Genomic DNA, 26,135 nt, shown 5'->3' with positions numbered 1-26,135 from the left:
TGATTCGTCGCTGATAAGGGACACTTATCTTCTATTATTGCTAATTTTGCGTCGTGTCGCTAATCACACGCCGTGACTCCATGTCACGAATTGTATTTTCGAGCCGGGAAATCTCGGCTGAGAGGACATCCAAGGTGTCATCGACCTGATCACAGCGATAGCCCCGAAACCCGAGAGAAAACTTCACCGCGTTTATATCGTTGGCTCGCGGATGCTCCGGTAACAACACCGGAGGCAAAGATGCCTCATGCTCTACTAGCCCAACGATAGGTTCATCGATTGATTCAAAGTGACGACCTGCCGGAGTGGACTTTCGCTGACTAGAAATCAGCAAGGCCACGCCGCCAACGCACAAGATCGCTAGTGCAATGAGAAAAAATGGCATAACTAACTCCGGCTCGCTGACTTCTTTTCTTTGTCCTTAACCATGTTACGCAACACAATGTCTACTGCCTCATCAGGATCGTCGGTGAGGTGGAATAGATCTAAATCTTTGGGCGAAATGGTGCGCTCTTTAGCGACTACGTCGGTAAGCCACCCCACGAGGCCACCCCAGTATTCGGTGCCAACTAGAACGATGGGGAACCCAGTAATTTTCTGCGTTTGAACCAGTGTCAATGCTTCGAAAAGTTCATCCAAAGTTCCGAAACCACCGGGCAGGACAATAAAGCCCTGCGAGTACTTAACGAACATTGTTTTGCGCACAAAGAAGTACCGGAAGTTGATGCCTCGATTGACCCAAGAGTTCAGGCCGGTCTCAAAAGGCAATTCAATGCCCAGCCCTACGGAAGTTCCACCAGCTTCGCTGGCACCTTTATTGGCAGCTTCCATCGTCCCGGGTCCACCGCCGGTGATGGTGATGGCACCTGCTTGTGCCAGTCGTTGTCCGACATGGTAAGCCTGCTTGTAGTAGATGCTTTCGGGCTCGGTGCGTGCCGATCCGAAGACGGACACCGCCGGCCCAAGCCCGGCCAGCGAGCCAAAACCTGAAACAAATTCGGATTGGATACGTAGAACGCGCCAGACATCACTATGCGTCACATCTTCTTGCGGGCTCTCCAACAGGTAGCGGTCCAGTTGCTCGTCAGGCTGTTTATTCGGCCAACTTGCTTCAACGTGGACCTTGCGCCCCGCCTGTGCATTTTCTTCACTCTTCCGCTTATGGTCCATGACCTCACTCTATCTGTAACGACCCGACATCTGGCCCATCTGCAGACGCACGTTTAAAGAACAGTTTGATAACAACTTTTTGTGACGTAGTCGTGACCTCGCATTTTGTGTGTCACATGAAGTAATGTCTAGATTATGAAAAGCGATCATCAGGCTCAAGCTTCTTCTGACGGCCCTATCGTAGAACTGCGTGGGGTCAACAAGCATTATGGGGCACTACATGTTCTGAACGACATCAACCTTCAGGTCACCAAGGGCGAAGTCGTCGTCATCCTCGGACCATCCGGTTCGGGTAAGTCGACGCTATGTCGAGCCATTAATCGGCTGGAAACAATCGATGATGGAACCATCACCATTGATGGCAAGGTGTTGCCCGAAGAAGGTAAGGCGCTAGCAATGTTGCGCGCCGATGTAGGAATGGTCTTCCAATCCTTCAACCTCTTCGCACACAAGACCATTATGGAGAACGTCACTCTTGGCCCAATCAAGGTCAAGGGAATGAAAAAATCTGAGGCTGACAAGGTTGCGATGAAGCTGCTGGAACGTGTTGGCGTCGCCAACCAGGCTGGCAAACTTCCTGCTCAGCTGTCCGGCGGTCAGCAGCAGCGTGTGGCTATTGCTCGTGCGCTGGCAATGCGTCCGAAGGTCATGCTTTTTGACGAGCCGACCAGTGCGCTGGACCCGGAAATGATCAACGAGGTGCTCGACACCATGGTTGGCCTAGCCAAGGAAGGCATGACCATGCTGGTGGTGACCCACGAGATGGGCTTCGCTCGCAAGGCTGCCGACCGCGTGATCTTCATGGCCGACGGCCAGATCGTCGAGCAGGCCACTCCAGATGAGTTCTTCACCAACCCGAAAAGTGCGCGCGCCAAGGATTTCTTGGGCAAGCTCATTACCAACCACTAAATTCCATCACCGCATTCTGTATTCAGGAGGAATCATGCGTAAGAATCGTTTAGGCGCAATCGCCGCAATGGCAGCCGTCGCTGCGTTGGCTCTCACCTCATGTGGCGGCTCTGACGCCGGTAGTGACGAGGCTGGCGACAAGGTCCGCATTGGCATTAAATTTGACCAGCCAGGTCTGGGCTTCAAGGATGGCGACAAGTACACCGGTTTCGACGTTGATGTCGCCAAGTACGTCGCCAATGAATTGGGTTACTCCGAAGACAAGATCGAATTCGTTTCGGCTCCTTCGGCAAACCGCGAGACCCTGTTGGAAACCAACCAGGTTGACATGATCTTCGCGACCTACACCATCAACGATTCCCGCAAGAAACGTGTCGGCTTCGTAGGACCATACTTCATCGCTGGCCAGGACCTGTTGGTTCGCGCCGATGAAAGCTCGATCACCGGCAAGGATTCACTTGACGGAAAGAACCTGTGCTCGGTCACCGGCTCAACTTCGGCTGAGAACGTCAAGAAAGACATCACTGGCGTGAATCTGGTCGAGCAGCAGGGTTACGCAGACTGCTTGGGTCTGTTGGAGACCGGCGGCGTTGACGCGATCACCACCGATGACATCATCCTTGCTGGTCTGGCAGCTACCGAGGCCAACAAGGGCAAGTTCAAGGTTGTTGGCAAGCCATTCTCCGAGGAGCCTTACGGTGTGGGTCTGAACAAGACCAGCGAGAAGTGTGCTGACATCAACACCGCTATCCAGAAGATGATCGATTCCGGTGATTGGAAGAAGTCGTTGGACATGAACACCGAGGGTACCGGATACGTTCCATCGGATCTGAACCCACCTAAGGAATTTGAAGCCTGCGCATAAAGCTAAGGCAGTCATTTCATGACCAGGTGCCGCGTGCTGGCCAAGGCCAGGCGCGGCACCAATGGTTTAGACCCATACCTTCTACCAAGGAGAACAAGCCGTGGAAGGCTACTTAAGTCTTTGGGATGAATATGGTGCGCGCATTATGGAGTCCTTCTGGGCTAACCTGCAGCTCACCTTTTGGGCGTTCCTGATCTCGCTAGTACTGGGTACGCTGCTTGCCATTATGCGCATCAGCCCGATCCCCAGCCTGCGTGCCTTTGGTACCGCCTATGTCAATATCTTCCGTAATACCCCGCTGACGATCATCATGGCATTCGGTGTCTTGGTGCTCTTCGGCGTATTCAAACTGCAAATCAGCAGCGACTTCAATCTGAACTTCTTCCAGATTGCCATCATCGGGTTGAGCATTTATCACGCCGCGTTCTTCTGCGAAGCAATTCGCTCGGGCGTTAACACCGTGCCATTAGGCCAAGCCGAAGCCGCCCGCGCTATCGGTCTGAGCTTCCTTCCGGCAGCTCAGCTGGTGATCCTGCCACAGGCGTTCCGCGGTGCCATCGTCCCGATGGGCAACGTGCTGATCGCATTGATCAAGAACACCACCGTGGCATTGGCTGGATCCGTCGCCGAAATCTCGGGTCTGATGAAAACGATGATCGAGTACCGTGCGGATCAGGGCTTCCTGATCTTCCTCACGGTGGCTTTGATGTTCGTGATCATCGTGGTTCCCATCGGTTTGCTAGTTACCTGGCTCTCTAAGAAGTTGGCGGTCGCGCGATGAGCACTCAGTCAGTTCTCTTCGATGCGCCAGGGCCTAAAGCCAAACGTCGCATCTTACTTCTGAACATTGTCGGCGCGTTGATCTTCTTAGGCCTCATCGCCTACCTGATCTACGGGTTGTATGGTGCTGGTCAATTGACCCCAGAAAAGTGGAATGTTTTTGCCACTGGATCGGTATGGACTAATTTCATCCTGCCTGGGTTGATCAAGACACTTCAGTCGGCAGCGATTTCGATCGTTACCTCGCTGATTTTCGGTTTTATTTTCGGCATGGGACGGCTCTCACATAACAAGTTCCTCAACTGGATCAGTACGATCGTCGTTGAGTTCTTCCGTGCGGTCCCGGTCTTGCTGATGATGCTGTTCTTGTGGATCATGCTCGCCAATTCTGGCTGGGTTCAGCCGGCGGATTCGCCGTTCTTCGCGGTGGTTATTGGTTTGACCCTGTATAACGGTTCGGTTGTGGCTGAGCTGATTCGTTCGGGTGTTCATGGTTTGCCTAAGGGGCAGCGCGAAGCAGGTATTGCTATCGGCCTGACTCGTACGCAGTCGCTGAGCTTCATTGAGATTCCACAGGCTCTGACTGCAATGCTTCCGGCATTGATCAGCCAGTTCATTGTGATCTTGAAGGACTCAGCGTTGGGTTACATCATCAACTTCAACGAGCTGCTCTTCATGAGCAAGCTGGTGGGTACCGGTAACTCGAACACCTTCCAGTCGTTGGTGATTGCTGCGGCAATCTTCATTATTCTCAACTTTGCACTGTCTAAGCTGGCCTCTTATGTTTCAGGTCGACTTAGCTCCCGAGGCATTGCCTAGGGAACTGCAGGTAACAACAAATCGGCTGGTGGCCGCCCCTTGGGGCAGTCACCAGCCGATTTTAGTTTAATCTCGTTTGCTTAGGGTTTAGTTGGCTTCGGTCAGCCAGAGTCGCAAAGTGTTCAGGCAATCACGGATAGCTTGCTGGCTAACATGCTCGTCATCGGTGTGCGCCAATAATGCGTCCCCTGGACCGAAGTTCACCGCCGAGATCCCTAAGGCGGAGAATCGCGAGACGTCGGTCCAACCGTATTTTGGCTTGGGCTCTTGCCCAAGAATCTGGACCAGGGAGGCCGCAATGGGCTGGTCAAGGCCCGGACGGGCTCCCTCGGCCCCATCGGTGCGTTCTACGTCAAAGCCCTCAAAGAGGGACCGCACAGCGGCTTCCGCATCCGACAGGTTCTTATCGGGGGCGAACCGGTAGTTGACCTCAACTTCACAATAATCAGGAATCACGTTGCCCGCTACTCCCCCACTAATCCGTACCGCGTTCATCGACTCTCGGTAGGCAAGCCCCTCCACGTCCACGGTGGCGGGCTCATAAGAAGCCAATCGAACAAGAATCGGCGCTGCTTTATGGATCGCGTTCTCCCCCATCCACGCGCGTGCCGAGTGAGCTGCAGTGCCAGTAGTTCGCACCAAGAAGCGGCTCGTTCCATTGCAGCCACCTTCAACCGTTCCGTTGGTTGGTTCAAGGAGGATCGCAAAGTCTGCTTGCAATAGCTGCGGGGAATTGCGTGCCAACCTTCCCAGCCCGGATTTTTCTGCGGCAACTTCTTCATGGTCATAAAAAATGTACGTGACATCAAAACGAGGGCCAGTCAGTTCGGCCGCCAGCGCTAACTGCACCGCGACGCCACCTTTCATATCGGTCGCCCCACGCCCGTAAAGAACTCCGTCGGTGACCGTGGCCGGCACTGTCCCGCGTGCCCCGGCCACGTGCGGTAATGGAACGGTGTCCAAATGCCCGGCTAAGACCACACGTTGTGCACGGCCCAAATTGGTACGTGCCACGATGGAATCCCCATCCCGGTGCACCTCCAGATGGCTAAGACCGCGTAGCGTCTCATAAACCTGATCTGCGAGGGCTTTTTCATTCCCTGAAACCGATTCAATGTTCATGATTCGTTCGGTTAGCTTGGCAACGTCTTCTCGAAGATTAAGTTCGCTCACAATACCCATCATTCGTTACTTTTTGATTTCGTTCCGCTGTCATTTATCAACATTACTCGCAGTGTAAACGCTACGATCAGAGAATGACTTTTGAACCCGCAGCAGCACCTTTTGACACATCGGTACGTTTGGCTTCCGCCCACGGGCTAGCAACTATCGCAACTGACGGCACGGTTTTAGACGTCTGGTACCCAGCTCCCGTACTCGGAGTGCTTTCTGAAGCCCCCGAGCTGTCCGGTGAATTAGCTGCAGCAGCAATCGACGACGCACAACGTGGAACCACTCAGAAGGTCATATCGCTAACCATCGATCTAGATGTGGCACCGGCAGATACCGCAGATGTATGGCTACGTTTGCACCTTCTCTCCCACCGTTTGGTGGCCCCGAATACCATCAATCTTGACGGGATCTTCGGCCACCTAGCAAATGTGGTGTGGACAAACTTCGGACCATGCCAGGTAGCTGGATTCGAAATGACGCGTCTAAAAATGCGCACACGTGGCAACGTGGACGTGTACGGCGTAGATAAGTTCCCGCGCATGGTCGATTACGTCCTGCCTTCGGGTGTACGCATCGCCGACGCGGATCGTGTGCGACTAGGAGCGCATCTGGCCGAAGGCACCACCGTGATGCACGAGGGTTTCGTCAACTTTAATGCTGGTACCTTAGGCACCTCAATGGTCGAAGGACGTATTTCCGCATCGGTTGTTGTCGGTAACGGTTCGGATGTCGGTGGCGGCGCTTCCATCATGGGCACGCTCTCCGGTGGCGGCAAAGAACGCATCACTATTGGCGAGCGAGTTCTGCTTGGTGCCAATGCCGGCGTAGGTATTTCCATTGGTGATGATTGTGTGGTTGAAGCCGGGCTTTATGTCACCGCTGGAACGCGAGTGCAGCTTGAGGGCAAGAGCGTGAAGGCACTGGAACTGTCCGGAGTTCCTAATCTGCTCTTCCGTCGTAACTCGATCAGCGGAGCGGTCGAAGTTTTGCCACGTGCCGGTCAGCGTGTGGAACTAAACAGTGCATTGCACGCTAACTAATTTTTAGCGGTACTCAACGGCGAGGGGCACACCACGGTGTGCCCCTCGCCGTTTATATAGAGGCTTCAGGGAAAGATGATGGTCACCATCGGCTGAATATATCCATGGAAAGCCCGCCCGTCACGCAATAATGACGTGCTGGCAACGATCGTCGCTCCCCCAATGAGCCATGCACGCGGCTCAGTCAGTGGAATGTCTATGACATGAATTTGAGTTTCTTTCACATCTTGGGCGTGCTCTACCCCGTGATCGATAAGGATTCTTTCAACCTCATCCATGCGCGCAGGAATATAATCCTTCGACTGTTCACTAAAATTCTCACGATGCTGATGGGCGAACATCGTTGCTTGACCATAGTGAGCATGGGCCAACTTAGCTAGCTCCGGATAACAGCCGTCGCCTAGGGCAGCGAGCAAATCCATTGGATCGGTGTCAGTGGTTGGTTCGCGGGTAATCAGCGAATCCCACCACGAGGACCATTCTTGTTTAATTTGCCCCGGAGCCACCTGGCGTTGCCCACGGGCTTTCACTGCTGGGGCCAGAGCGGAGTTTGGCCCCACTTCCGAAGGATCTATTCCACCCAAGTCGCGAAGGTAGAGGGCCAACAGCATATTTGGATTGGTATTTATGGACAAAGACCAATTATTGCCACGACGATAATACACGCGCACCACCTGACTCATCCAAGCAACAATGTGCTCTGTTCCCTAGGATACGCCGATAATCGGTGTTAAAACTAGAAACGGCCGGGCAAACACCTTAGTGCTTGCCCGGCCGTTTTTGAACCAGTTGTGCGAACTATTTTTGGGCTTAGACGCCCGGGTAGTTACGCTCGGTCTCGCCCATGTACAACTGACGAGGGCGGCCAATCTTGAGTTCTGGATCCTTGATCATTTCGCGCCACTGGGCAATCCAGCCTGGCAGGCGACCGATGGCGAAGAGGACGGTGAACATCTTCTCCGGGAAGCCCATCGCGGTGTAGATCAGGCCGGTGTAGAAGTCTACGTTCGGGTAGAGCTTGCGCGAGATGAAGTACTCATCGTTCAGCGCAGTCTCTTCTAGCTTCATAGCGATATCAAGCAACTCATTCTTGCCCTGCTTAGCCAGCAAGTCGTGAGCGGTCTGCTTGATGATCTTTGCGCGTGGATCGTAGTTCTTGTACACGCGGTGGCCGAAGCCCATCAGGCGTACGCCATCTTCCTTGTTCTTGACCTTCTCCATGAAGTCTTCTGGAGAAATACCCGAGGACTGGATCTCGCGCAGCATCTTCAGCACTGCCTCGTTGGCACCGCCGTGGGCAGGACCAGACAGTGCGTGGATACCGGCCGAAACGGAAGCGAACATGTTAGCTTCCGAAGAGCCGACCAGGCGCACGGTAGAGGTCGAGCAGTTCTGCTCGTGGTCTGCGTGCAAGATCAGCAGCAGATCAAGTGCCTTGACCACGTCTGGATCCGGAACGTATGGCTCCGCTGCGGTACCGAAGCACAGGCGCAGGAAGTTCTCGACCATGTTCATCGAGTTATCTGGGTATAGCAGTGCCTGTCCGATGGACTTCTTGTGCGCGTACGCGGCAAGAACTGGCAGCTTCGCTAGAAGACGCAGAGTTGAACGCTCAACCTGTGCGTCATCCTTTGGATCCAAGGAATCCTGGTACCAGGTCGACAGGGCCGAAACGGCCGAAGAAAGTACTGGCATTGGGTGTGCATCGCGCGGGAATCCGCCGAAGAAGCCCTTGAGTTCCTCGTGCAGCAGCGTGTGGCGGCGCAGGGATCCGTCGAAGGTTTCTAGCTGGTCTGCGGTAGGCAGTTCGCCGTTGATCAGCAGGTAGCTGACTTCGGTGAAGCTCGAGTGCGCGGCAAGCTGTTCGATAGGGTAACCGCGGTAACGCAGGATGCCCGCGTCGCCGTCGATGTAGGTAATCGCGGACTTCGTGGCCGCGGTATTCATGAAGCCCGGGTCGTAGGTTACGTTACCGGTGGTCTTCAAAAGTGGCGCTACGTTAAAACCATCATTGCCCTCGGCAGCCGGGATAACCGGTAGCTCTAGGCTGGAATCACCAAATTGTAGCTGTGCAGATTTAATATCTGTCATTGCATCTCCTAACCGGAAAGGCTTTAGTTCCGAAAGGTCAGTCGTCACGGTAGAACATACCGCTAATTGACCCGTTCACGCTAATTCAACTGTCATCTTCACCGATTGGCGGAAGAGTTTAACCGCTCAACTGCTGCGGCTATCCGTTCATCGGAACCGGTGAGGGCAACACGTACGTGTAGATCTCCGGCAGTTCCGTAGAAAGCACCTGGGCCGGCAACAATTCCAAGTTCAGCCAAACGCTGTAGCGTCTGCCAACTGGACTGCCCTTCCGTGCACCACAGGTATAAGCCTGCCACCGAGTCTTCGATGGTCAAGCCAAAGTTTTCAAGTGCCGGCCGCAGCATTTCACGGCGCGCCCGGTAAATTTCCCGCTGAGCTACGACATGCTCATCATCGCCTAAGGCAACAACCATTGCATGCTGAATTGGTCCCGGGACAATCATGCCCGCGTGCTTGCGACTGTTAACCAAAGTCGGCATCAGGTTGGGCGCACCGGCAACAAATGCGGCGCGGTACCCTGCAAGGTTTGACTGCTTAGACAACGAGTAGAGCGAAAGGAGATTATCCAAATTTCCGTCGTTGACACGCGGATCTAAAACGCTAGGTACAGCGCCTTCAAATTCGTCCCAGCCTAGTTCTGCGTAACACTCATCGGAGGCAACTACCGCGCCAAGTTCACGTGCTTGGTGTACGAGTTGGCGAAGAGATTCGAGGTCACGCACCTTGCCTGTGGGGTTACCCGGGGAATTCACCCACACCAGTTTGACCCGCGCACGTTGTTCATCGCTGAGCTCATTGAGATCATCGGTAGCGATAGCTGTTGCTCCGACTAATTTCGCACCGATGTCATAGGTCGGGTAAGCGATCGAAGGTCGAACCAGGATGTCCTGTGGACCCATGCCAAGAAGTAACGGAAGCCAGGCAACCATCTCTTTAGAACCAACGGTTGGCATGACATCATCGATGCTCAGCCCCGTGACCTGACGACGGCGTGCATACCAGTCGACAATGGCTTGACGTACTTCTGGTGTCCCATGGGTGGTCGGGTAGCCATGAGAGTTTGCAGCCTGGGCGAGAGCTTCTTGGATAACCTGTGGTGTGTCGTCAACTGGAGTACCGATGGAAAGGTCGACCACACCATCATGGTGCTTGGCCGCCAGTTCACGGTATGGCGCTAACTGGTTCCAAGGGTAATCGGGGAGCTCAAGCATATATGCGGAAACCTAGCCTTGATTCTGGGGCGGCAGAGCACTGATCAACGGGTGATCGGTTCCTGTATTTCCAATTTTAGCGGCACCGCCCGGGGAACCAAGTTCGTCGAAAAAGTCGACGTTTGCCTTGTAATAGTCGGCCCACTGATCAGGCACATCGTCTTCGTAATAGATCGCTTCGACAGGGCAGACCGGTTCACACGCACCACAATCGACGCACTCGTCGGGGTGAATATATAAGGAGCGTTCGCCTTCATAAATGCAATCCACCGGGCACTCTTCGACGCAGGCCTTATCTTTAAGGTCGACGCACGGTTGGGCGATGATGTAAGTCACGGGTACTGAGACCTTTCCTAGCGCAAATTCTAAGATTTCACTTCAGTTTCACGGATTTAACCTCTGGTCGTTGAATCCGCAATAAGCTCTAGCTACAGTCTAGTCCTGATACCCAAACAAGCGATCTCGCACACCCACCCTGTGACGTAATCGACGATTCACATTTCGTTCAACGTTACCGAAGATGAATTCTTGTGCACTTAGATGACGGAAAATATGCTCAAATTTGAAGATCTTAGCCCTGGTGACCGCATCGTGGTGCGTTATCGCCTCACACAGACATCCCCGGAGACCGGAAACGTGATCAGCAGCGATGCCCTCGGAGAGGTTCTAGCGGTCACCTCTGACACCGTATCCATCAATACCAAACGTGGTGCGCTGGACGTTGACCGCCAGGCTATTACGCACGCCAAACGGGTCCCACCGCCACCGGTACGACGTTCGCGACCACCAACGCTGAAGTAGTTCGCTGAACGGCACGGAAAACGACTTGCGATTTGAAGATACCAATCACTAGGTGATTTTCGCGTATGCTGGCAATATGCCGACAGACGATCTAGTCCAAGCCCGCGCACGAGCTCTAAGCTCACCATTGCGGCTTAGAATTCTGCGCTTATGCCTGCATGAGTCCCGCACCAATAAGGAAATAGCCGACATTCTCGAGCTAAATCCGGCGACTTCCTTGCACCATGTGCGCACCCTAGTGGGCAGCGGTTTCCTCGCCGCGGAAGAGCCCCGGCGCGGTAACCGCGGGGCTAAGGAAGTGCCTTACCGTAGCACGCGGCAGTCCTGGGGTACCCGAATTCCCGACGCTGCTCCCCTGCTGGTAGATACCTTCCTGCAGGAAATCGATGGGCTTGAGCCACAAGAAATTCAGGTCATCCGCGTGGGTCTAAAACTTACCGAAGATACGCAAAAAGAAATGCTCGGCCGTATTCGGGAAATTATCGAAGACTACGCGATGCGCGAAGCCGAACCTGAAGGCGTAGCCACCTCTTTGTTCCTCGCCCACCACTTAGACGTCACCGGCAACAAATAAGCGTTTTAACCTAGAAAAACCCCAGNNCTGGGGTTTTTCTAGGTTAACGCTGACGTTTGCGAAGTACGCGCAATGCCATAAATAGCGAGATCACCGCGGGCACGATCATGCCATACATCCATAACAGCGAGGCGATGGTCGGACCTGGTAGATATTGCAGGTACTGCAACGGCAAAATCATCGTGTCATTTCCAAAGTAGGAAATCGACCCGACAACCAGGTAGCAGCCGATAAAGCCCACCGCGCCGGCCCAGAGTTTGCCCGAGGCAACCACCGACCAGTACACCAGCAAGCCCAATAACAGCCAAGCCACCAGCACTCCCCAAACTAGCGGGATATCCCCCGCATAGCTCAACGAGGCATGGATAGCGGTGCCCAGTAAACCGGAAACCACGGCAGTAACTAGACCGCGCACTAGCGCGCTCAGGTTACTGCCGGCGGTCAGCGACTGGTTAGCTCTTTGCTCGCGCACGAGTTGCCTTGGCACGATCGCTAGCGTTCAACAGAACCTTACGGATACGCACGGCATCCGGGGTGACCTCAACGCACTCGTCTTCGCGAGCGAATTCGAGGGACTCTTCAAGAGTCAGGTTGCGTGGTGGGGTCATGTTCTCGAAGCTATCCGAGGAAGCTGCACGCATGTTGGTGAGCTGCTTTTCCTTGGTGATGTTCACGTCCATGTCATCGGCGCGCGAGTTCTCGCCGACGATCATGCCCTCGTAAACCTCGGAGGTCGGCTGCACGAAGAAGTTCATGCGTTCCTGAAGCTTGATCATCGCGAACGGGGTGACAACACCGGAGCGGTCAGCCACGATCGAACCGTTGATACGGTATTCGATTGGACCGGCCCATGGCTCGTAACCTTCGGCCAGCGATGCTGCGATACCAGCGCCGCGGGTTTCGGTCATGAAGCGGGTACGGAAGCCGATCAGGCCACGAGCAGGAACGATGAATTCCATACGAACCCAGCCGGTACCGTGGTTGGCCATGTTGGTCATCCGGCCCTTGCGCGAAGCCATCAGCTGGGTGATTGCGCCCAGGTATTCTTCTGGCACGTCGATGGTCATGTGCTCCATTGGCTCATGAACCTTGCCGTCAACAATCTTGGTGACAACCTGTGGCTTACCAACGGTCAGCTCGAAGCCTTCGCGTCGCATCTGCTCCACGAGGATGGCCAGAGCCAATTCGCCACGGCCCTGAACTTCCCAAGCGTCGGGACGCTCGGTTGGCAAGATGCTCAGCGAAACGTTACCGATCAGTTCCTTGTCCAGGCGATCCTTCACCTGACGCGCGGTCACCTTGGCACCCTTGACCTTGCCGGCCAGCGGCGATGTGTTGATACCAATGGTCATCGAGATCGCTGGTGGATCAACGGTGATCAGTGGCAGTGGCTTCGGGTTTTCAAGGTCGGTGAGGGTCTCACCGATCATGATGTCTTCGATACCTGCAACTGCGACGATCTCGCCCGGTCCGGCCTCTTCGGCTGGAACACGGGTTAGACCCTTGGTGGCCAGCAGCTCGGTGATCTTGACCTGCTTCATGGTGCCATCCTGGCGGGCCCAGTTAACCTGCTGGCCCTTGCGCAGCGTGCCGTTGAAAATACGCAGCAGTGCCAGACGGCCAAGGAATGGCGAGGCGTCAAGGTTGGTGACGTGTGCCTGGAGAACTTCACCCTCGGTGTAAGTCGGGGCTGGCACGTGCTTGATGATGGTCTCGAACAGTGGCTCAAGATCTTCATTGTCTGGCAGGGTGCCATCGGCTGGCTGATTCATCGAAGCGAAGCCAGCCTTGCCCGAAGCGAAGACGATTGGGACGTTCAAAACCTTGTCCAGATCCAGATCTGGAGCTTCGTCGGCCAAGTCCGAGGCCAGTCCGAGCAGCAGGTCCATGGAGTCGGAGATGACGCCATCGATGCGGGAGTCGGGACGGTCGGTCTTGTTGACCACGATGATGACCGGCAGGTCAGCGCTGAGTGCCTTACGCAGCACGAAGCGGGTCTGTGGCAGCGGGCCTTCGGAGGCGTCGACAAGCAGAACCACACCATCAACCATGGACAGGCCGCGCTCGACCTCGCCACCGAAGTCGGCGTGACCCGGGGTATCGATGATGTTCATGGTCATCTTCTTGCCCTCGGCAGCTGGGCCGCTGTAGAACACGGTGGTGTTCTTAGCAAGAATGGTGATGCCCTTCTCGCGTTCCAACTCGCCGGAGTCCATCACGCGATCTTCGGTTTCACCGTGGCTTTCGAATGCACCAGTCTGCTGGAGCATTGCGTTGACCATGGTGGTCTTGCCGTGGTCAACGTGCGCAACGATAGCTACGTTGCGCAGGTCGTCGCGACGGATGAGAGTTGTATCTGACATACGGGAAGGCTCACTTCGTGTAGAGAATTTAGGGTCTCGGAGGCGGGGCCACAGTCGACCCAACATACTATTTTACGCGCTTCGGACAAGTACATCGTTTATCTGTGGTGGAACATACAGAAATAGCTTCATTAACGCCTAATAGCGCGCCGTTGAAATCCAATAACGCAGTTTGGTGTTTCCCCCGGTTTCATGCACCGTGGGGCGATTTTCATCGGCTTGTCCGCCGCAGGCGATGATCGTTGCCTGTGAAGCAACGTTCTGCTCATCACAGGTTACCAAAGCCGAGCGCACACCGTGGAATCTGAGCTCTGTTAACGCAAATTCGCACAATTGTGTAGCAAAGCCTTGGCCGCGGAATTCCGGGACCACACCATAACCAAGGTGTCCGCCGACCTCGCTCAGAAAATCGTTGAGCTCGTAACGCACCGAGATACGTCCTACGAGCTTTCCTTCGTGCACTCCGACGAATAAACCGCTGCGCACCCACCCTTCGGGGATGAATTCGCCGCTGCTCCCTTCGCTCATGCGTTGCACGTAGCCGCTCCAGCTTTGCCGGGCTGACCATGTCGGGAGAAAATCAAAATCATCGTCGAGCAATGCGTGATGAGCGGCAATTGCTTGCTGCTCATCGGCTTGGGATAGCTCTCTGATCAGTAATTTTTTGGTTGACTCCATGCCTTCAGTATGTCAGTACTACCTAGTAGTTCACGACCTGACCACGAATCTCGGCTAACCAACGCAGTGTTCCGCCGCGCAGGCTAAGCACCGGGGCAAGCGTTGCTGGCCTCGCCGCGTTGAGTGTGAGCGCGGCGCGAACCGAGCGTGCCCCGGTTTTACAGACGGTCACCACCTGGGTTCCTGGCTCCCAGTGAAACTGCGTCCAGAAGTCACCGGACAATTGGTCTAGGGGCAGATGAATACTGCCCTCAATAGTTGCCAGCGCACGTTCCCATGGTTCTCGCACGTCGAGCAATACCAGTTGGCCTTGGGCTCGCAACTTTTCTACTTCTGTCACGTCGATTTCTTCGCCCGACACAACCACCGAACAAGACTGAGGTTCATAATCGCCAAGTTCTCGGACCGACGCACGCTGTGGGTCGCGGTCAAAACTCAAAATCTGCACGCCGGCGGTCAGCGCATCGTAAAGCCATAGTTTCCCGGTTAGGGGTTGTCCCACTTTGGTGATTATTTTTAGCGCTTCGGTGGCCATTAACGATCCGACCACCCCGCACAGCGCACCAAATACCCCACCTTCGGCACAGGACGGTACCGAATCAGCCTCTGGCATCTCAGGGAAGATATCGCGCAGCATCGGACCGGATTGCGGATCAAATACCGAGACCTGACCCGCAAATTGGAAAATTGTTCCCCACACCAAAGATGTACCGGTAATTTCCGCGGCATCGCTGGAAAGGTAGCGCGTCGCAAAATTATCGCTGCCATCGATCACCACATCGTGTTCGGCAAAAAGTTCCACCGCATTCTCTGGTGCCAAATATGTGGCATGACAGTGCACCGCAACCTCACTGTTGAGCTCAACGGCAAGGCGTTGCACCGACGCAACTTTCAGTGCACCCTGATCCTTTTCACGGTGCAAGATCTGGCGTTGCAAATTTGAGAGTTCCACACTATCCGGGTCGATGACGCTGAGTTGTTTAACCCCAGCGGCGATCAGATAGCTGGCAATAGGACTACCCAATCCCCCAGCGCCGATAATCAATACCTTGGCGTTGGCGATACGGTTTTGCCCGGTGATTCCGACTCCTGGCAGAGTCAGGTGTCGAGAATATCTAGCTAGTTGCGTCGCGGTTAGCTCCCGGGCAAGGCTCGGTTCGGCGCTCACGAGAAGTCACCAATGAGCGCCTGCATCATCCCGGAATCTGGCGAGGAAGCCAGCGCAAGGTCGCGTTGCACGATGCATCCGGCCAGCCGTGCCGCGCGACCTGCACGGACGGCATCACGCATGGCGGCGGCCATCAAGGGTGCGTTATTGGCTCGCGTGACCGCGCTGGCCAACAGTACGGCGTCACAACCCAGCTCCATGGCTTTGGCCGCATCCGAGGCGGTACCTACCCCGGCATCTAAGATGACCGGCACCGAGGCTCGGGCGGTAATAGTGGAAATATTATGTGGATTAAGGATCCCTAAGCCCGAACCGATCGGGGCACCAGCTGGCATCACCGCCGCTACACCCAACTGCTCTAATCTCATAGCCATGACCGGATCGTCATTGGTGTAGGCGAAAACCTGGAATCCGTCATTAACTAGTTCCTCGGCAGCGGTAAATAGTTCAATTGGGTCCGGAAGCAGCGTATGTTCGTCGGCGATGACTTCAAGTTTGATCCAGTTTGTTTCCAGAGCTTCACGCGCCAGCTGGGCGGTGAGTATCGCATCCCGCGCGGTGAAACAACCGGCGGTGTTCGGCAGTGGGCGCACAGAATTGCGAGCTAAAAGTTCGTACACCGAACCACAGCCAGCAGCGGCGAAGTGCCTGATCGAAACCGTAGTCAGCTCCGTACCTGAGACACGGAGCGCTTGTTCTAAAATATCCAGCGAGGTCGCTCCCCCGGTGCCAAGAATGAGTCGAGAAGCGAACCCTACCCCGGCAACTTCAAATCCATCGTTGTCCATCGTAAGTTTTTCCATCTTCAGCCTCCCTGCGCTGCGGTGACTAGTTCTACTCGCTGGCCAGGCTGCAACGAAAAATCATTCCACCCACTGCGTGGCACCACCGCAGAGTCCACCGCGACCGCAATGCCCAGACGTGATCCATCGCTGGCTCTGCCTTCGTCGGTGATTCGTTTTCCGGTATGTGTGGCGATCAGTTCACGCACTGTGCTGTTGGCGGGCATGGTGGTGGGTGTGGAGTTGAGGAAAAGTTCTATTTGTTGCATGTTTTTGTCTCCTAGAAGGTGCTGGTTTGCAGGTGGACTTCGCCAAATCTTTCCGGCGAGACTGCGGCGAGTAGATGCGCGTCTTGTGGGTCATCGAGCAGCAACCCGGCGCCGACCCGTGCTCCGAATGGGGCTAGCAGCACCCCGTGTCGCGAGTAGCCGGTTGACAGGACGAGCCCGGCATCCAGCCGGCCAATCAGCGGCCTGTCGTCCGGGGTGGTGGGACGCGCACGGACGATTGCTTCATTCAGCGTGGTATCCACGATGCCCGGCACAAGCCTGCGCGCATTGTCCAACAACGCATGTAGTTGTCCCACGTTGACCTGCTCTTGTCCGTCTTCCCTGCTTGACGCACCCAGGACCAAACTTCCGTCGGCGCGTGGGACCAGATAGACCGGTTCACGGTGCACAATCCCGCGAACAGTTCGCTTGATCAAGGGGAATCGTGTTGAGCCTTGCAACCGTAAGATATCGCCATAGACCGGGCGTAGCGCGAGGTTTGATACGCCCGGAATTTGCCCCAGACCGGCGGCCAGAAGCACTTGGTCTGCAGGGATTCGCAGCCCGCTGGAGGTGATCACACCGCAGGTTTTTGACCCGTGACTCAGGAGCCCCACCACGGTCTCGTGCACGATGGAGGATTCAAAGTAGCTGATCAGAATCTTCAGCAAAGACCGTGGGTCCAATTGTTGATCTGCGGCGCAGTATATGGCGCCAGCAATGTTTGTCGCCAGCGCAGGTTCAAGTTTGCGTGCGGCGCTCGGCATAAGTCTTTCAGCGCTGAACCCTAAAGAATCTTGTAGCCGCTTTAATTCCAACAGCGCATCCATATCCGCCAGTTCGGCGGCGATCACCAAAGTCGAATTTTCAACGTAAGCAGCGCGCTGGCCGGTGGCCTGAAAAATTCGATCAATAAATTCGGGGTAGGCCTTGGCCGAACAGGACATCAGCCTGTGAAGTTGGTCCTGGCCCCAGGTGGTTTCGGCAGTTGGCGCGAGCATCCCGGCGGCCGCATGGCTTGCACCTAAACCGGGAGCCGGATCAATGATCGTGACTTCAACACCGCGAGCGCGAAGTTCGAAAGCTGTGGCGAGACCGATAATTCCGGCGCCGACAATGACAGTGTGCACGAAGGCAATTCCTTCCTACGGCGGCATGACCCGCATCAGGTGTAGCGGTCGGCACAAAGCCCTCTCAGCCCTTAAGGGCTCCCGCGGAGTACTTGGATTATAAGCATGTCAGGGCTCACAATTACTAACTTCATGACTTCACAGCCATAGCTGTCCTGTGTTTTACTCGTTGCCATGCCCGAATTTTCTGTCCCGGGAGATTTATCTCCTGATCACTTGGTAGCCGCAAAGATCATTGACGGTGAAAAGCAATTGCTAACTCAGCGCATTCGCCACAATCAGCAGGAGCTCAAACGGCTACTTCATGAAGACTTCGAGGAAGTTGGAGCCTCCGGCAGAAACTACGATCGCAGCCAAATCATCAAACTGCTCATGGCTGAACCAGTAGACCAATCACCTACGTTCCAATTGCTCGAGCCGCGTATCCAACAGCTCAGTGAGACTCTGGTGTTACTACGCTGGAAAACCGGCGCGGACACCCCGAGCCAGCGCACCTCGCTGTGGATCCATTCGGCCCATGGTTGGCAGTTGCTCTTCCACCAAGGAACCAAGCTGCCCAAGTTCCCCGCCGATGTCGCGACCTCACCTTATGTCGCGTCAGAGGCTCAAGCTTTTGTTCGTCCGTTGCGTCCTAGCGATGCACCCCAAGTTCTTGAGGCTTTTTGTTCCCACCCCGACATGGCGCGGCAAGGTGAGGTTAAAAACCTTGTCGAGGCAGAGAACTACATTCAGCAGCTACTAAAAAATCCTGACCAACAAGTACCACTAGCGATAGTTCAAGGTACCGGATTAGTCGGTCTAGTCTCTGCGAGTATTGACTCCGGAAATCGCAACGCCTGGGTCTGGTATTGGATGCATGCGGCGCATCGCGGTAGCGGATTAGCTAGCCGCGCACTGGCTGCTTTGGCTGACGAGCTTTTTACCGCCCATCAGATACACCGTTTGGAGTTGGGCCTGCGGGTGAATAATCCTGCATCTAAAAAGGTCGCCGAGCGTTGTGGTTTTGTGCTCGAAGGCCGGGAACGGGACAAGTTCTTAATCAACGGCGAGCGTATCGATGTTCTAAATTATGCTCGGTTGATCACCGACCAAGCACCACCCATCACCGCGCTGGCTTTGCACTGAGGTACGGAAGGATCAATAGTCCAAATCAGACTCGAAAATGCTGGACGTCGCGGCCCATTTTTGGGCAGTAAAAAGGTGGAACCGAGCAATCGGTCCCACCTTTTTGATGCGTCAAGCCCTAAGTATTAGAACTCGTCTGGTGTTGTCGGAGGCGTGGTTGGTGACGGACGAGTTGGAGTCGTCGGTGCCGGACGAGTTGGCACGGTACCGGTGCTAGCCGGTTCGTCCAACTTGTTCAGATCGATCTTCTCCAAGGTACGTGCCGCCGCATCGCGTCCACCCAGTCCGAAGGCTAGGGCTGCTGCTAGTGCCGCACCAATCACGATGGCACCGAAGGCCATGTTGATGATCGAGTCGGCCAGGCCCATGTACTTCAGGCCCATCGCCACGAACAGTGCGATGGCGGTGTAGCGGACAATCTTCGAAGCCGTAGTATCACCCATCAGTCGACGGATGACGTTAGCCAAGACGAAGCCAATCGCGATGATCACTGCGCCGAAGACGACCTTGCCGCCCAGCTCCAGCACCTCGTTGAGGATATTGGTGATTGCCGGGAAATTCAGCATGCTTGCTGCCATCACAGCGAAGAACAGGATAATTGCGATCTTCACGATGGTAGCGAGGATGCCTGATGCGCTCTGGCTTTCAGGGACGACTCCCCAACCGGCCACAACGCGGTCAGTACCGACACCACGAAGCGTGGATTCGATCAGTTTGCCTACGAACTTAGCAATTAGGAAGCCCACTGCCAGAAGAATCAGCGCCATGATGACCTGTGGAATGGCAGTCAGGACGATCTGCAGCATTTCCTGCGCAGGTACCGAAATAGCGGCGATACCAAGAACCTGAAGTGCAGAAATCGAGACAACCAACAGGATCAGTGCAAACACGATGTTGGCGATGACATCAACGATGGTCCGCTGGGTGCGAATTGAAGTTTCCGGATCAACCTCTTCGGCATCTCCGGGGGTAACCTTTCGGACCAAAGCGCTGAAATCAACAGTGCCCAGACCGGTCTGGATCAGCTGCTTGATGACGTTAGCGATCACGTAGCCGATGATGAAGATGAATGCTGCACCGATGAGGTTCGGCAAGAAGCCCATGACTCCGCCGAGCAAATCTTGAACCGGAGAGAGCACCTCGGTCAGCGCGAAGACCTGGAGAATTGCAACCAGGCCAAAGAGCCAGACAATCAGACCAGCAACTTTACCCAGGGAGTCGCCGATTTGCTTTCCATCGGTGCCTTGTTTTTGGAGGAACTTGATCTTGGTGACGAGTTTGGAGACAGCCCATTTAACAACTTTTGCTATCAACCAAGTAATGATGAGAATTACTAGCGCGATGGCTATTTTTTGTAGCATCGACGCCCAGTCAATGTTTCCTAATACGTTCTGAGATTGCATTACTGCTCCTTCAACGTGGGGATGTTTTAGACCCTACGACGAGGATTTTTTGCTGACTAGGGCAAACTAGCGACAAGGGGTGGGTAACTCGAAGAATTTCACGTATTCCACCTTCGGATTCAGAAGTAAAAGCAGTAAGATTCTACGCTTTCGATAACCTTCTTCGCTTATAACCTACGAATCCAGTGATACTTAAAATTATTTCCAGATCCTAAAACAAGTGACCAATATGTGAGTTCCCTGTATAGATAAAAGTAAAAACCCGCCATGAGCAATGCTGAGCTATGGCGGGTCAAAAAATTCATTTAGTGCAGGTAAAACTAACTTTTGGCTATCTCACTGGTGACCTTGGCGCCCAGTTCGACCGTGCGGGAAACGGTGCAATATTTATCATGTGACAGCTTGACGATACGTTCGACCATACCTGCAGCCTTACGCCCCTCTTCGGTGTCCGGGAATTTGAGATCAAACCCGAGACGGATGTCCTCCATCCGGCTGGCGCCATCCTCAGTGAGCTTGTCACCCGATGCTGTCACCTCAAATTTCTCTGGCTCGCTTCTCCGAGTCGTGGCAACGTCAACATCGATACTCGAACATCCGGCGATGGCCGCCAAGAGAAGTTCAACCGGGGTCAGCAGCCCCTCGGCCTGTCCGAACTCAATACTCGAACCGGTTTCGGCACTCGTGGCCTTATACGTACGTGATGCGGTCCGCACTACACTGACTTCACGGACTTCACGGACTTCGCGACTATTTTCACTCATAGTGTTATCGTCGCATGGCCTTGGCGCCGACACTGGCATGACGCAGTAAAATATTCGCCGCGGGTTCGGTGCTCAACTCTTCCTCTGCAGATAGTTCAAATCCACAGCTGCGGAAGAAATCGATTCCTGCGGCATTCTGCGCACTGACTACCATCTGTACATTCGTTTGTTTCGAATGGGCGAATGCCGCCAAGGCTCTGCCTACGCCAATGTGGCGGTGTTCGTGGTGAACCCACAATAATTCGACCCGCTCATCTCCCATGGCCATAAATCCGACGATTTGTGTCCCGAGCTGAGCAACATACACCAGAGCACGTTGTGCATAAACGGTTTCGAGTGTGGAGGCCACCGAATTCAGATCATTAACTGAGAGAAAATCTCGCCGCCCCTCAACCGAGGAGCGCCAGACATCTAATAGTTCCGGCACTTCTTCAACCCCGGACCAGGGACGGATCATCAACAATCCATCCGCCGAACTCGGCGATTGTTCGCCAGGCTTAGAACTCACTGAATTTTCCTCCTTCAACAGTTCCAAGGCACTTCCTACTGCATCGTAACCTAGTGCTTTGACTACTCTCACATCAACTATAAAAATAGGCTCCACGCTAATAGGTGACCCACCGCAGTATTTGCCGCACTACCCTAGTCGCTGGAATAAGCCATCCACGCGTTACATCATCCGCAGTCTCCGGCGCCAACGCAGGCGAAGCGGGTTCCGCAAACATTTCCACTTCCGGGTCACGAATGATTGGTTCGCAATTGACCTGCTCAGTTTTCTGACCTGAGGCCGTCTGCCTCGAAAAGAACCGATTAATAATGCCCACGATCAGGCTTACACGCGCTACGTAGGACCCGTTAGGTCCATGGCGGTATTAGTCACTCACCTAGACCATGCGTAGCTTTCGCCCCCAGCGCACACCAAACACACGCTGTGAGCTAGACAACATTGGCGGTCTTGGGCATTCTTATTTCATACCCAGTGTTTTTGTAAACTGACGTTTTCACAACTGAAAACACGAACAATGCCGTGCGCCGGTGCACTATTTTGGAGGATCACCCATGTCCGAGGCTTACATTATTGACGCACTCCGTACCCCAGTAGGACGCCGTGGCAAAGCGCTTTCGCAGGTTCATCCCTTGGATCTCGCTGCCACCCCACTAGCCGAACTGGTACGCCGGAACAATATCGATTCGGAGCAGTATGACGAGATCATCCTAGGATGCATCGATCAAGTTGGTCCGCAAGCAATGGACATTGCCCGGAGTGCTTGGTTAGCTGCGGGGTTATCCGAGCAGGTCCCTGGTACCACCGTAGAGCGTCAATGTGGTTCGGGTCAGCAAGCAGTGTCCTACGCCGCTCAAGCTGTCATGAGTGGCACCAGCGACCTAGTTATCGCCGGCGGTGTGCAATCGATGTCGAGCATTCCGTTGTCTTACTCCAACGTGGCCGCGAAAGACTTCGGTTTCCCGGACCCGTTCACCGGGTCAAAGCTGTGGTCACAGCGTTATGGAAGCCAAGAGATTTCGCAATTTCGCGGTGTGGAGATGATGGTTGACCGTTGGGGACTGTCCCGGGAAAGCCTCGAAGACTTCGCCGAAACCTCACATCAACGCGCTCTTCATGCCCAGCGTAAAGGATATTTCGACCGAGAAATCCTGCCGGTGGCGGGCTTAGGAATCGATGAGGGGCCCCGAGAAGTGGACCGCGCAAAAATGGCTTCGCTTGCCCCAATCGTTACTGGTGGCCAGCACACAGCTGCAACAGCTTCGCAAATGTCTGATGGTGCGGCCATGTCGCTGATCGCCTCCGAAGCGGCGGTAAAACGTTATGGGCTCAAGCCCCGAGCGCGGATCCATCACGTTTCGGCGCGAGCCGACGATCCGGTCATGATGCTTTCGGCCCCCATTCGAGCCACCGAGCATGCTTTGGCGCGCACCGGGATGAGTTTGCAAGATATGGATCGCATCGAAATTAATGAGGCTTTTGCCGGGGTCGTCCTCGCGTGGCAACACGAGACCCAAGCAAATATGGACAAGGTCAACGTCAATGGTGGAGCTATCGCCCTCGGACACCCGATCGGCGCCACCGGAGCCCGCTTGTTGACGTCATTGCTGCATGAGCTTGAACGCAGTGACACCAGATGGGGGCTGCAAACCATGTGTGAGGGTGGCGGGCAAGCAAACGTCACCATCATCGAACGGCTCTAAAACCCCATGCCTGCAATTTTTCAGGAGTACAGCTTATGAACCATGTCATGCCGCCGTCCACCAGCAACACCATCGGAGCCCTATTACGACGGAGCACCGCACGCAACCCCGAGGCGATAGCGCTGCTCTTCGAGGACCGGTGCTGGACGTACCGGGAGTTTGAGACAGCCGTGCACCGGGTGGCGCGCCGGCTCATGGACACCGATTTGCCGGCAGGCTCCCGGGTTGCCGTCTACGGCGCAAACTCCGACGCTTACGCAATCCTTTTCTTTGCCTGTGCCCTCACCGGACTAGTGCATGTGCCGGTGAATTTTGCGCTGAAGGGCGATGAACTGAGCTACCTGCTCGAAGATTCCGGCGCGGTGCTGGTGATCGCCGACGAACAGCGCGCCTCGCTGGTGAACCAGGTCAGGGAGCAGGGCCAAGTACCGACCGTGAAGCATCTTTGGGCGCTCCTTCCCACAGCAGAGCATAACGATTCCATTCTGGATACCGCTATGGATCCAAACGCTCCGGTAGCGATTATGCAAAATGACCACGTGGCTAGTTCAGATCTGGCGCAATTGCTCTATACTTCCGGCACTACCTCGGCTCCCAAGGGAGCGATGATGACCCACGCGTCATTGATGGCCCAATACGTTTCAGCGATTATCGCCTTAGATCTCACCGCCGAGGATCGCCCTCTCATCGCGATGCCGTTGTATCACTCGGCGGCCATGCACGTTTTCTTGCTGCCTTATCTTTCCCTGGGAGCCAGCGTCAGGCTTCTGGCAAAACCGGATATTCCGCAAATGCTTGCCCTGGTTGAGTCCGAACGAATCGGGTCGCTATTTTTAGCTCCCACGGTGTGGGTTCCGCTGAGCAACCACCCGGATTTAGCCACCCGCGACCTTTCCTCGTTGGCGAAGGCACAATATGGTGCCTCAATCATGCCGGTGACCGTTTTGCAACGGCTACGTGCGCGATACCCAAAGATCGGCTTCTACAATTGCTTCGGCCAATCCGAGCTCGGCCCGCTGTGTTCGGTACTGAGACCCGAAGAGCACGAGGCACGCCCTGCCTCCTGTGGCCGCCCGGTGTTCTACGTCGAAGCGCGGGTCATCAACTCCGCCGGCGACATCACACAAGCTGGCGAGCCAGGCGAGATTCAATACCGTTCCCCGCAAGTGATGCTCGGGTATTGGAACAAACCAGAAGCTACCGCCGAGGCGTTCATTGACGGTTGGTTCCGCTCCGGAGATCAGGTGACAGTGGACAGCCGCGGCTACATTCAGGTGGTAGACCGGATCAAAGACGTCATCAATACCGGTGGCGTGCTCGTGGCGCCACGTGAGGTGGAAGATTGCATCTACGAACTTGATCAGGTCGCCGAGGTGGCTGTGCTCGGGGTAGCCGATGAGCGGTGGATTGAAGCGATCACCGCCGTGGTGGTTCTCAAAGAAGGCGCGCAGTTGACGGCCGAATCGGTGCGCAGCCATGTCAAAAGTCGCATCGCAGACTACAAAGTTCCCAAGCGTGTGGACTTCGTCGCGCAGCTGCCACGCAATCAATCGGGCAAATTACTTAAACGCGACCTACGTGCACAGCGTACCGGTCAGGGAGAACAAGGATGAGTTCAGAACCATCGGTGCGGTATGAACTAAGTGAAAGTCTCGATACCGATTATTTCTCAACCTTCGCCGACGTTACCGCGCAAGACCAGGAATTTTGGAATACCGCGAAAACCTATGGGGCAGAAATATTGCCGCAGATCAACAACTACTGGGAGCAAGCGCACTACCCGGTCCAGTTGGTACGCCGGATGGGTGAATTGGATCTACTCACCGACGGACTAAACATCCCAGGGCACCGGGTGATGTCTCCGTTGGCTGCCGGGTTGGTAGCTATGGAAATTTCCAGGGCCGATGGTTCGATGGCGGCTGCAGCCGCGGTGCAAGGTGGACTGGTCCTGCGTAGTCTGGTGCTCTTTGGCAGCGCCGAACAACAGGAGCGGTACCTCCACCCGCTGGCTACCGGCGAATTACTGGGCGGTTTTGCACTCTCCGAGCCCGGGCATGGCTCCGATTCGGTGGGCTTAGCCACCTCGGCACGCTGTGAAGGTGGGCGATGGGTTCTGAACGGGCATAAAAAATGGATCGGCAACGGCGCATCCGGCGGGATCACCATTGTCTGGGCGCGCGACGAGGCAGATTCACAGGTCAAAGGTTTCATCGTTGATCAGCAAACATCAGGATATTCTGCAGAAGTCATCGGCGGCAAAGGGGTGCTGCGTGCCATCGACCAAGCCGAAATATCGCTGCAGAACGTGACGGTAGGACCCGAGGCCTTGCTGCCAGGGGTGAAGTCGTTCAAGGACGTTTCCCGTGCCTTGGTGGACACGCGGGTGAATGTTGGCTGGTCCGCTTTAGGTCACGCGCTGAGCATGTTCGAGGCCTGCCTGCATTACGCAAAAAGCCGCACCCAATTTGGCAAACCCTTGGGCGCACATCAAATGGTTCAGGAACGGCTGGCACAAATGTTGGCGGAACTGACAAATATGCAGCTCCAATGCCGGGCCGTGGCCCACGCACAGGCGGCCAACAGCTTGAGTCCCACCCAGGCGTCGCTGCTGAAGTACCACAACACCCGTGCCGCCAGGCGCATCGCCGCGACAGCCCGGGACCTGCTCGGTGGCAATGGGATCCTCTTGGAAAACCATGTGATTCGTCATCTGGGTGATGTCGAGGCGCTGCACACCTATGAGGGCACCGAATCCATCCAGGCTCTCATTCTTGGCCGTGATCTCACCGGGTTTAGCGCCTTCAGCTAG

The 26,135-nt window shown here is 55.1% G+C and carries 28 protein-coding genes and 1 riboswitch; of the genes, 11 read left to right on the top strand and 17 right to left on the bottom strand.

From position 1 onward, the window contains the following. Positions 1-40: 40 nt before the first annotated feature. The gene (locus CIK74_RS09735; RefSeq protein ID WP_096255976.1) at positions 41-385 is read right to left on the bottom strand and encodes a DivIVA domain-containing protein; all 345 of its coding nucleotides are present in this window, start codon (positions 383-385) and stop codon (positions 41-43) included. Between the two features lie 2 nt (positions 386-387). Then, positions 388-1,170 (bottom strand): TIGR00730 family Rossman fold protein, encoded by a 783-nt coding sequence (locus tag CIK74_RS09730; RefSeq protein WP_096255975.1) that lies wholly within the window; start codon positions 1,168-1,170, stop codon positions 388-390. A 177-nt stretch (positions 1,171-1,347) separates the two neighbouring features. On the opposite strand from CIK74_RS09730, the gene CIK74_RS09725 reads away from it, so the two are divergent. From CIK74_RS09725 to CIK74_RS09710, 4 genes are all read left to right on the top strand, one after another. After that, on the top strand, positions 1,348-2,079 hold the full coding sequence (locus CIK74_RS09725; RefSeq protein ID WP_205738271.1) for an amino acid ABC transporter ATP-binding protein: 732 nt from the start codon (positions 1,348-1,350) through the stop codon (positions 2,077-2,079). Between the two features lie 34 nt (positions 2,080-2,113). Continuing rightward, on the top strand, positions 2,114-2,944 hold the full coding sequence (locus tag CIK74_RS09720; RefSeq protein WP_096255971.1) for a glutamate ABC transporter substrate-binding protein: 831 nt from the start codon (positions 2,114-2,116) through the stop codon (positions 2,942-2,944). Between the two features lie 100 nt (positions 2,945-3,044). Continuing rightward, the gene (locus CIK74_RS09715; protein ID WP_096255969.1) at positions 3,045-3,725 is read left to right on the top strand and encodes an amino acid ABC transporter permease; all 681 of its coding nucleotides are present in this window, start codon (positions 3,045-3,047) and stop codon (positions 3,723-3,725) included. Continuing rightward, positions 3,722-4,543 (top strand): amino acid ABC transporter permease, encoded by an 822-nt coding sequence (locus tag CIK74_RS09710; protein WP_096255967.1) that lies wholly within the window; start codon positions 3,722-3,724, stop codon positions 4,541-4,543. The genes CIK74_RS09715 and CIK74_RS09710 overlap by 4 nt, the downstream gene beginning before the upstream one ends. 87 nt (positions 4,544-4,630) lie before the next feature. On the opposite strand, the gene dapE is transcribed toward CIK74_RS09710, so the two are convergent. Further along, positions 4,631-5,725, bottom strand: a complete 1,095-nt coding sequence (dapE, locus tag CIK74_RS09705) for a succinyl-diaminopimelate desuccinylase (protein WP_240520518.1) — start codon at positions 5,723-5,725, stop codon at positions 4,631-4,633. A 74-nt stretch (positions 5,726-5,799) separates the two neighbouring features. Here dapE and dapD point away from each other — a divergent pair, with 74 nt between their 5' ends. Further along, positions 5,800-6,756 carry a 2,3,4,5-tetrahydropyridine-2,6-dicarboxylate N-succinyltransferase gene (gene dapD, locus CIK74_RS09700; protein WP_096255964.1) on the top strand — a complete coding sequence of 319 codons (957 nt, stop codon included), beginning with the start codon at positions 5,800-5,802 and terminating at the stop codon, positions 6,754-6,756. A 65-nt stretch (positions 6,757-6,821) separates the two neighbouring features. Here dapD and CIK74_RS09695 read toward each other — a convergent pair whose 3' ends face one another. From CIK74_RS09695 to fdxA, 4 genes are all read right to left on the bottom strand, one after another. After that, complete coding sequence (locus CIK74_RS09695) at positions 6,822-7,439, bottom strand: hypothetical protein (RefSeq protein WP_096255962.1); 618 nt, start codon at positions 7,437-7,439, stop codon at positions 6,822-6,824. Between the two features lie 127 nt (positions 7,440-7,566). Continuing rightward, positions 7,567-8,847 (bottom strand): citrate synthase, encoded by a 1,281-nt coding sequence (locus tag CIK74_RS09690; RefSeq protein WP_096255960.1) that lies wholly within the window; start codon positions 8,845-8,847, stop codon positions 7,567-7,569. 98 nt (positions 8,848-8,945) lie between these two features. Further along, the gene (gene dapC / locus CIK74_RS09685) at positions 8,946-10,061 is read right to left on the bottom strand and encodes a succinyldiaminopimelate transaminase (RefSeq protein ID WP_096255959.1); all 1,116 of its coding nucleotides are present in this window, start codon (positions 10,059-10,061) and stop codon (positions 8,946-8,948) included. Between the two features lie 12 nt (positions 10,062-10,073). Next, the gene (gene fdxA / locus CIK74_RS09680) at positions 10,074-10,397 is read right to left on the bottom strand and encodes a ferredoxin (RefSeq protein ID WP_096255957.1); all 324 of its coding nucleotides are present in this window, start codon (positions 10,395-10,397) and stop codon (positions 10,074-10,076) included. A gap of 216 nt (positions 10,398-10,613) precedes the next feature. On the opposite strand from fdxA, the gene CIK74_RS09675 reads away from it, so the two are divergent. Next, positions 10,614-10,862 (top strand): ferrous iron transport protein A, encoded by a 249-nt coding sequence (locus tag CIK74_RS09675; protein ID WP_096256041.1) that lies wholly within the window; start codon positions 10,614-10,616, stop codon positions 10,860-10,862. Positions 10,863-10,938: 76 nt separating this feature from the next. Beyond that, positions 10,939-11,436: a helix-turn-helix domain-containing protein gene (locus tag CIK74_RS09670; RefSeq protein WP_096256039.1), complete on the top strand. Its 498-nt coding sequence runs from the start codon at positions 10,939-10,941 to the stop codon at positions 11,434-11,436. A 43-nt stretch (positions 11,437-11,479) separates the two neighbouring features. Here CIK74_RS09670 and CIK74_RS09665 read toward each other — a convergent pair whose 3' ends face one another. The 7 genes from CIK74_RS09665 to thiO all read right to left on the bottom strand — a co-directional run bounded on the left by CIK74_RS09665 (position 11,480) and on the right by thiO (position 17,826). Next, positions 11,480-11,908, bottom strand: coding sequence for a hypothetical protein (locus tag CIK74_RS09665; RefSeq protein ID WP_096255955.1), 429 nt, complete (start codon positions 11,906-11,908; stop codon positions 11,480-11,482). Continuing rightward, positions 11,889-13,799: a translational GTPase TypA gene (typA, locus tag CIK74_RS09660; protein ID WP_096255953.1), complete on the bottom strand. Its 1,911-nt coding sequence runs from the start codon at positions 13,797-13,799 to the stop codon at positions 11,889-11,891. Before typA ends, CIK74_RS09665 begins: the two co-directional genes overlap by 20 nt. A 138-nt stretch (positions 13,800-13,937) precedes the next feature. Beyond that, complete coding sequence (locus tag CIK74_RS09655) at positions 13,938-14,477, bottom strand: GNAT family N-acetyltransferase (RefSeq protein WP_096255952.1); 540 nt, start codon at positions 14,475-14,477, stop codon at positions 13,938-13,940. A 22-nt stretch (positions 14,478-14,499) separates the two neighbouring features. Beyond that, positions 14,500-15,645, bottom strand: coding sequence for a ThiF family adenylyltransferase (locus tag CIK74_RS09650; RefSeq protein ID WP_096255950.1), 1,146 nt, complete (start codon positions 15,643-15,645; stop codon positions 14,500-14,502). After that, a complete protein-coding gene (locus tag CIK74_RS09645; RefSeq protein ID WP_096255948.1) occupies positions 15,642-16,448 on the bottom strand; it encodes a thiazole synthase in 807 nt (268 codons plus the stop codon). Before CIK74_RS09645 ends, CIK74_RS09650 begins: the two co-directional genes overlap by 4 nt. A gap of 2 nt (positions 16,449-16,450) precedes the next feature. After that, on the bottom strand, positions 16,451-16,696 hold the full coding sequence (thiS, locus tag CIK74_RS09640) for a sulfur carrier protein ThiS (protein WP_096255946.1): 246 nt from the start codon (positions 16,694-16,696) through the stop codon (positions 16,451-16,453). Positions 16,697-16,707: 11 nt separating this feature from the next. Further along, the gene (thiO, locus tag CIK74_RS09635) at positions 16,708-17,826 is read right to left on the bottom strand and encodes a glycine oxidase ThiO (protein WP_096255944.1); all 1,119 of its coding nucleotides are present in this window, start codon (positions 17,824-17,826) and stop codon (positions 16,708-16,710) included. Then, positions 17,822-17,921, bottom strand: a riboswitch (TPP riboswitch). Its footprint overlaps the gene before it by 5 nt. 79 nt (positions 17,922-18,000) lie before the next feature. On the opposite strand from thiO, the gene CIK74_RS09630 reads away from it, so the two are divergent. Beyond that, positions 18,001-18,951, top strand: coding sequence for a GNAT family N-acetyltransferase (locus CIK74_RS09630; RefSeq protein WP_096255942.1), 951 nt, complete (start codon positions 18,001-18,003; stop codon positions 18,949-18,951). Positions 18,952-19,076: 125 nt separating this feature from the next. Here CIK74_RS09630 and CIK74_RS09625 read toward each other — a convergent pair whose 3' ends face one another. From CIK74_RS09625 to CIK74_RS09615, 3 genes are all read right to left on the bottom strand, one after another. Further along, complete coding sequence (locus CIK74_RS09625) at positions 19,077-20,354, bottom strand: mechanosensitive ion channel (protein ID WP_096255940.1); 1,278 nt, start codon at positions 20,352-20,354, stop codon at positions 19,077-19,079. Positions 20,355-20,674: 320 nt separating this feature from the next. Next, positions 20,675-21,118 carry an OsmC family protein gene (locus CIK74_RS09620; protein WP_096255938.1) on the bottom strand — a complete coding sequence of 148 codons (444 nt, stop codon included), beginning with the start codon at positions 21,116-21,118 and terminating at the stop codon, positions 20,675-20,677. 4 nt (positions 21,119-21,122) lie between these two features. Next, on the bottom strand, positions 21,123-21,626 hold the full coding sequence (locus CIK74_RS09615; RefSeq protein ID WP_141392918.1) for a GNAT family N-acetyltransferase: 504 nt from the start codon (positions 21,624-21,626) through the stop codon (positions 21,123-21,125). 551 nt (positions 21,627-22,177) lie between these two features. Here CIK74_RS09615 and CIK74_RS09610 point away from each other — a divergent pair. From CIK74_RS09610 to CIK74_RS09600, 3 genes are read left to right on the top strand one after another with little or no spacing between them, the layout of a single operon-like run. Then, positions 22,178-23,326 carry an acetyl-CoA C-acetyltransferase gene (locus tag CIK74_RS09610; protein ID WP_096255934.1) on the top strand — a complete coding sequence of 383 codons (1,149 nt, stop codon included), beginning with the start codon at positions 22,178-22,180 and terminating at the stop codon, positions 23,324-23,326. Positions 23,327-23,361: 35 nt separating this feature from the next. Further along, entirely contained in the window at positions 23,362-24,939 is a 1,578-nt protein-coding gene (locus CIK74_RS09605) for a fatty acyl-CoA synthetase (RefSeq protein WP_240520512.1), read from the top strand. Continuing rightward, a complete protein-coding gene (locus CIK74_RS09600) occupies positions 24,936-26,135 on the top strand; it encodes an acyl-CoA dehydrogenase family protein (protein WP_096255933.1) in 1,200 nt (399 codons plus the stop codon). Before CIK74_RS09605 ends, CIK74_RS09600 begins: the two co-directional genes overlap by 4 nt.

Origin of the sequence: Glutamicibacter sp. BW77 (assembly GCF_002332285.1) — a bacterium.
Taxonomy (GTDB): Bacteria; Actinomycetota; Actinomycetes; order Actinomycetales; family Micrococcaceae; genus Glutamicibacter; species Glutamicibacter bergerei.
The sequence above is the reverse complement of the archived record's forward strand: the minus strand, read 5'-3'. Positions and strand labels throughout refer to the sequence as shown.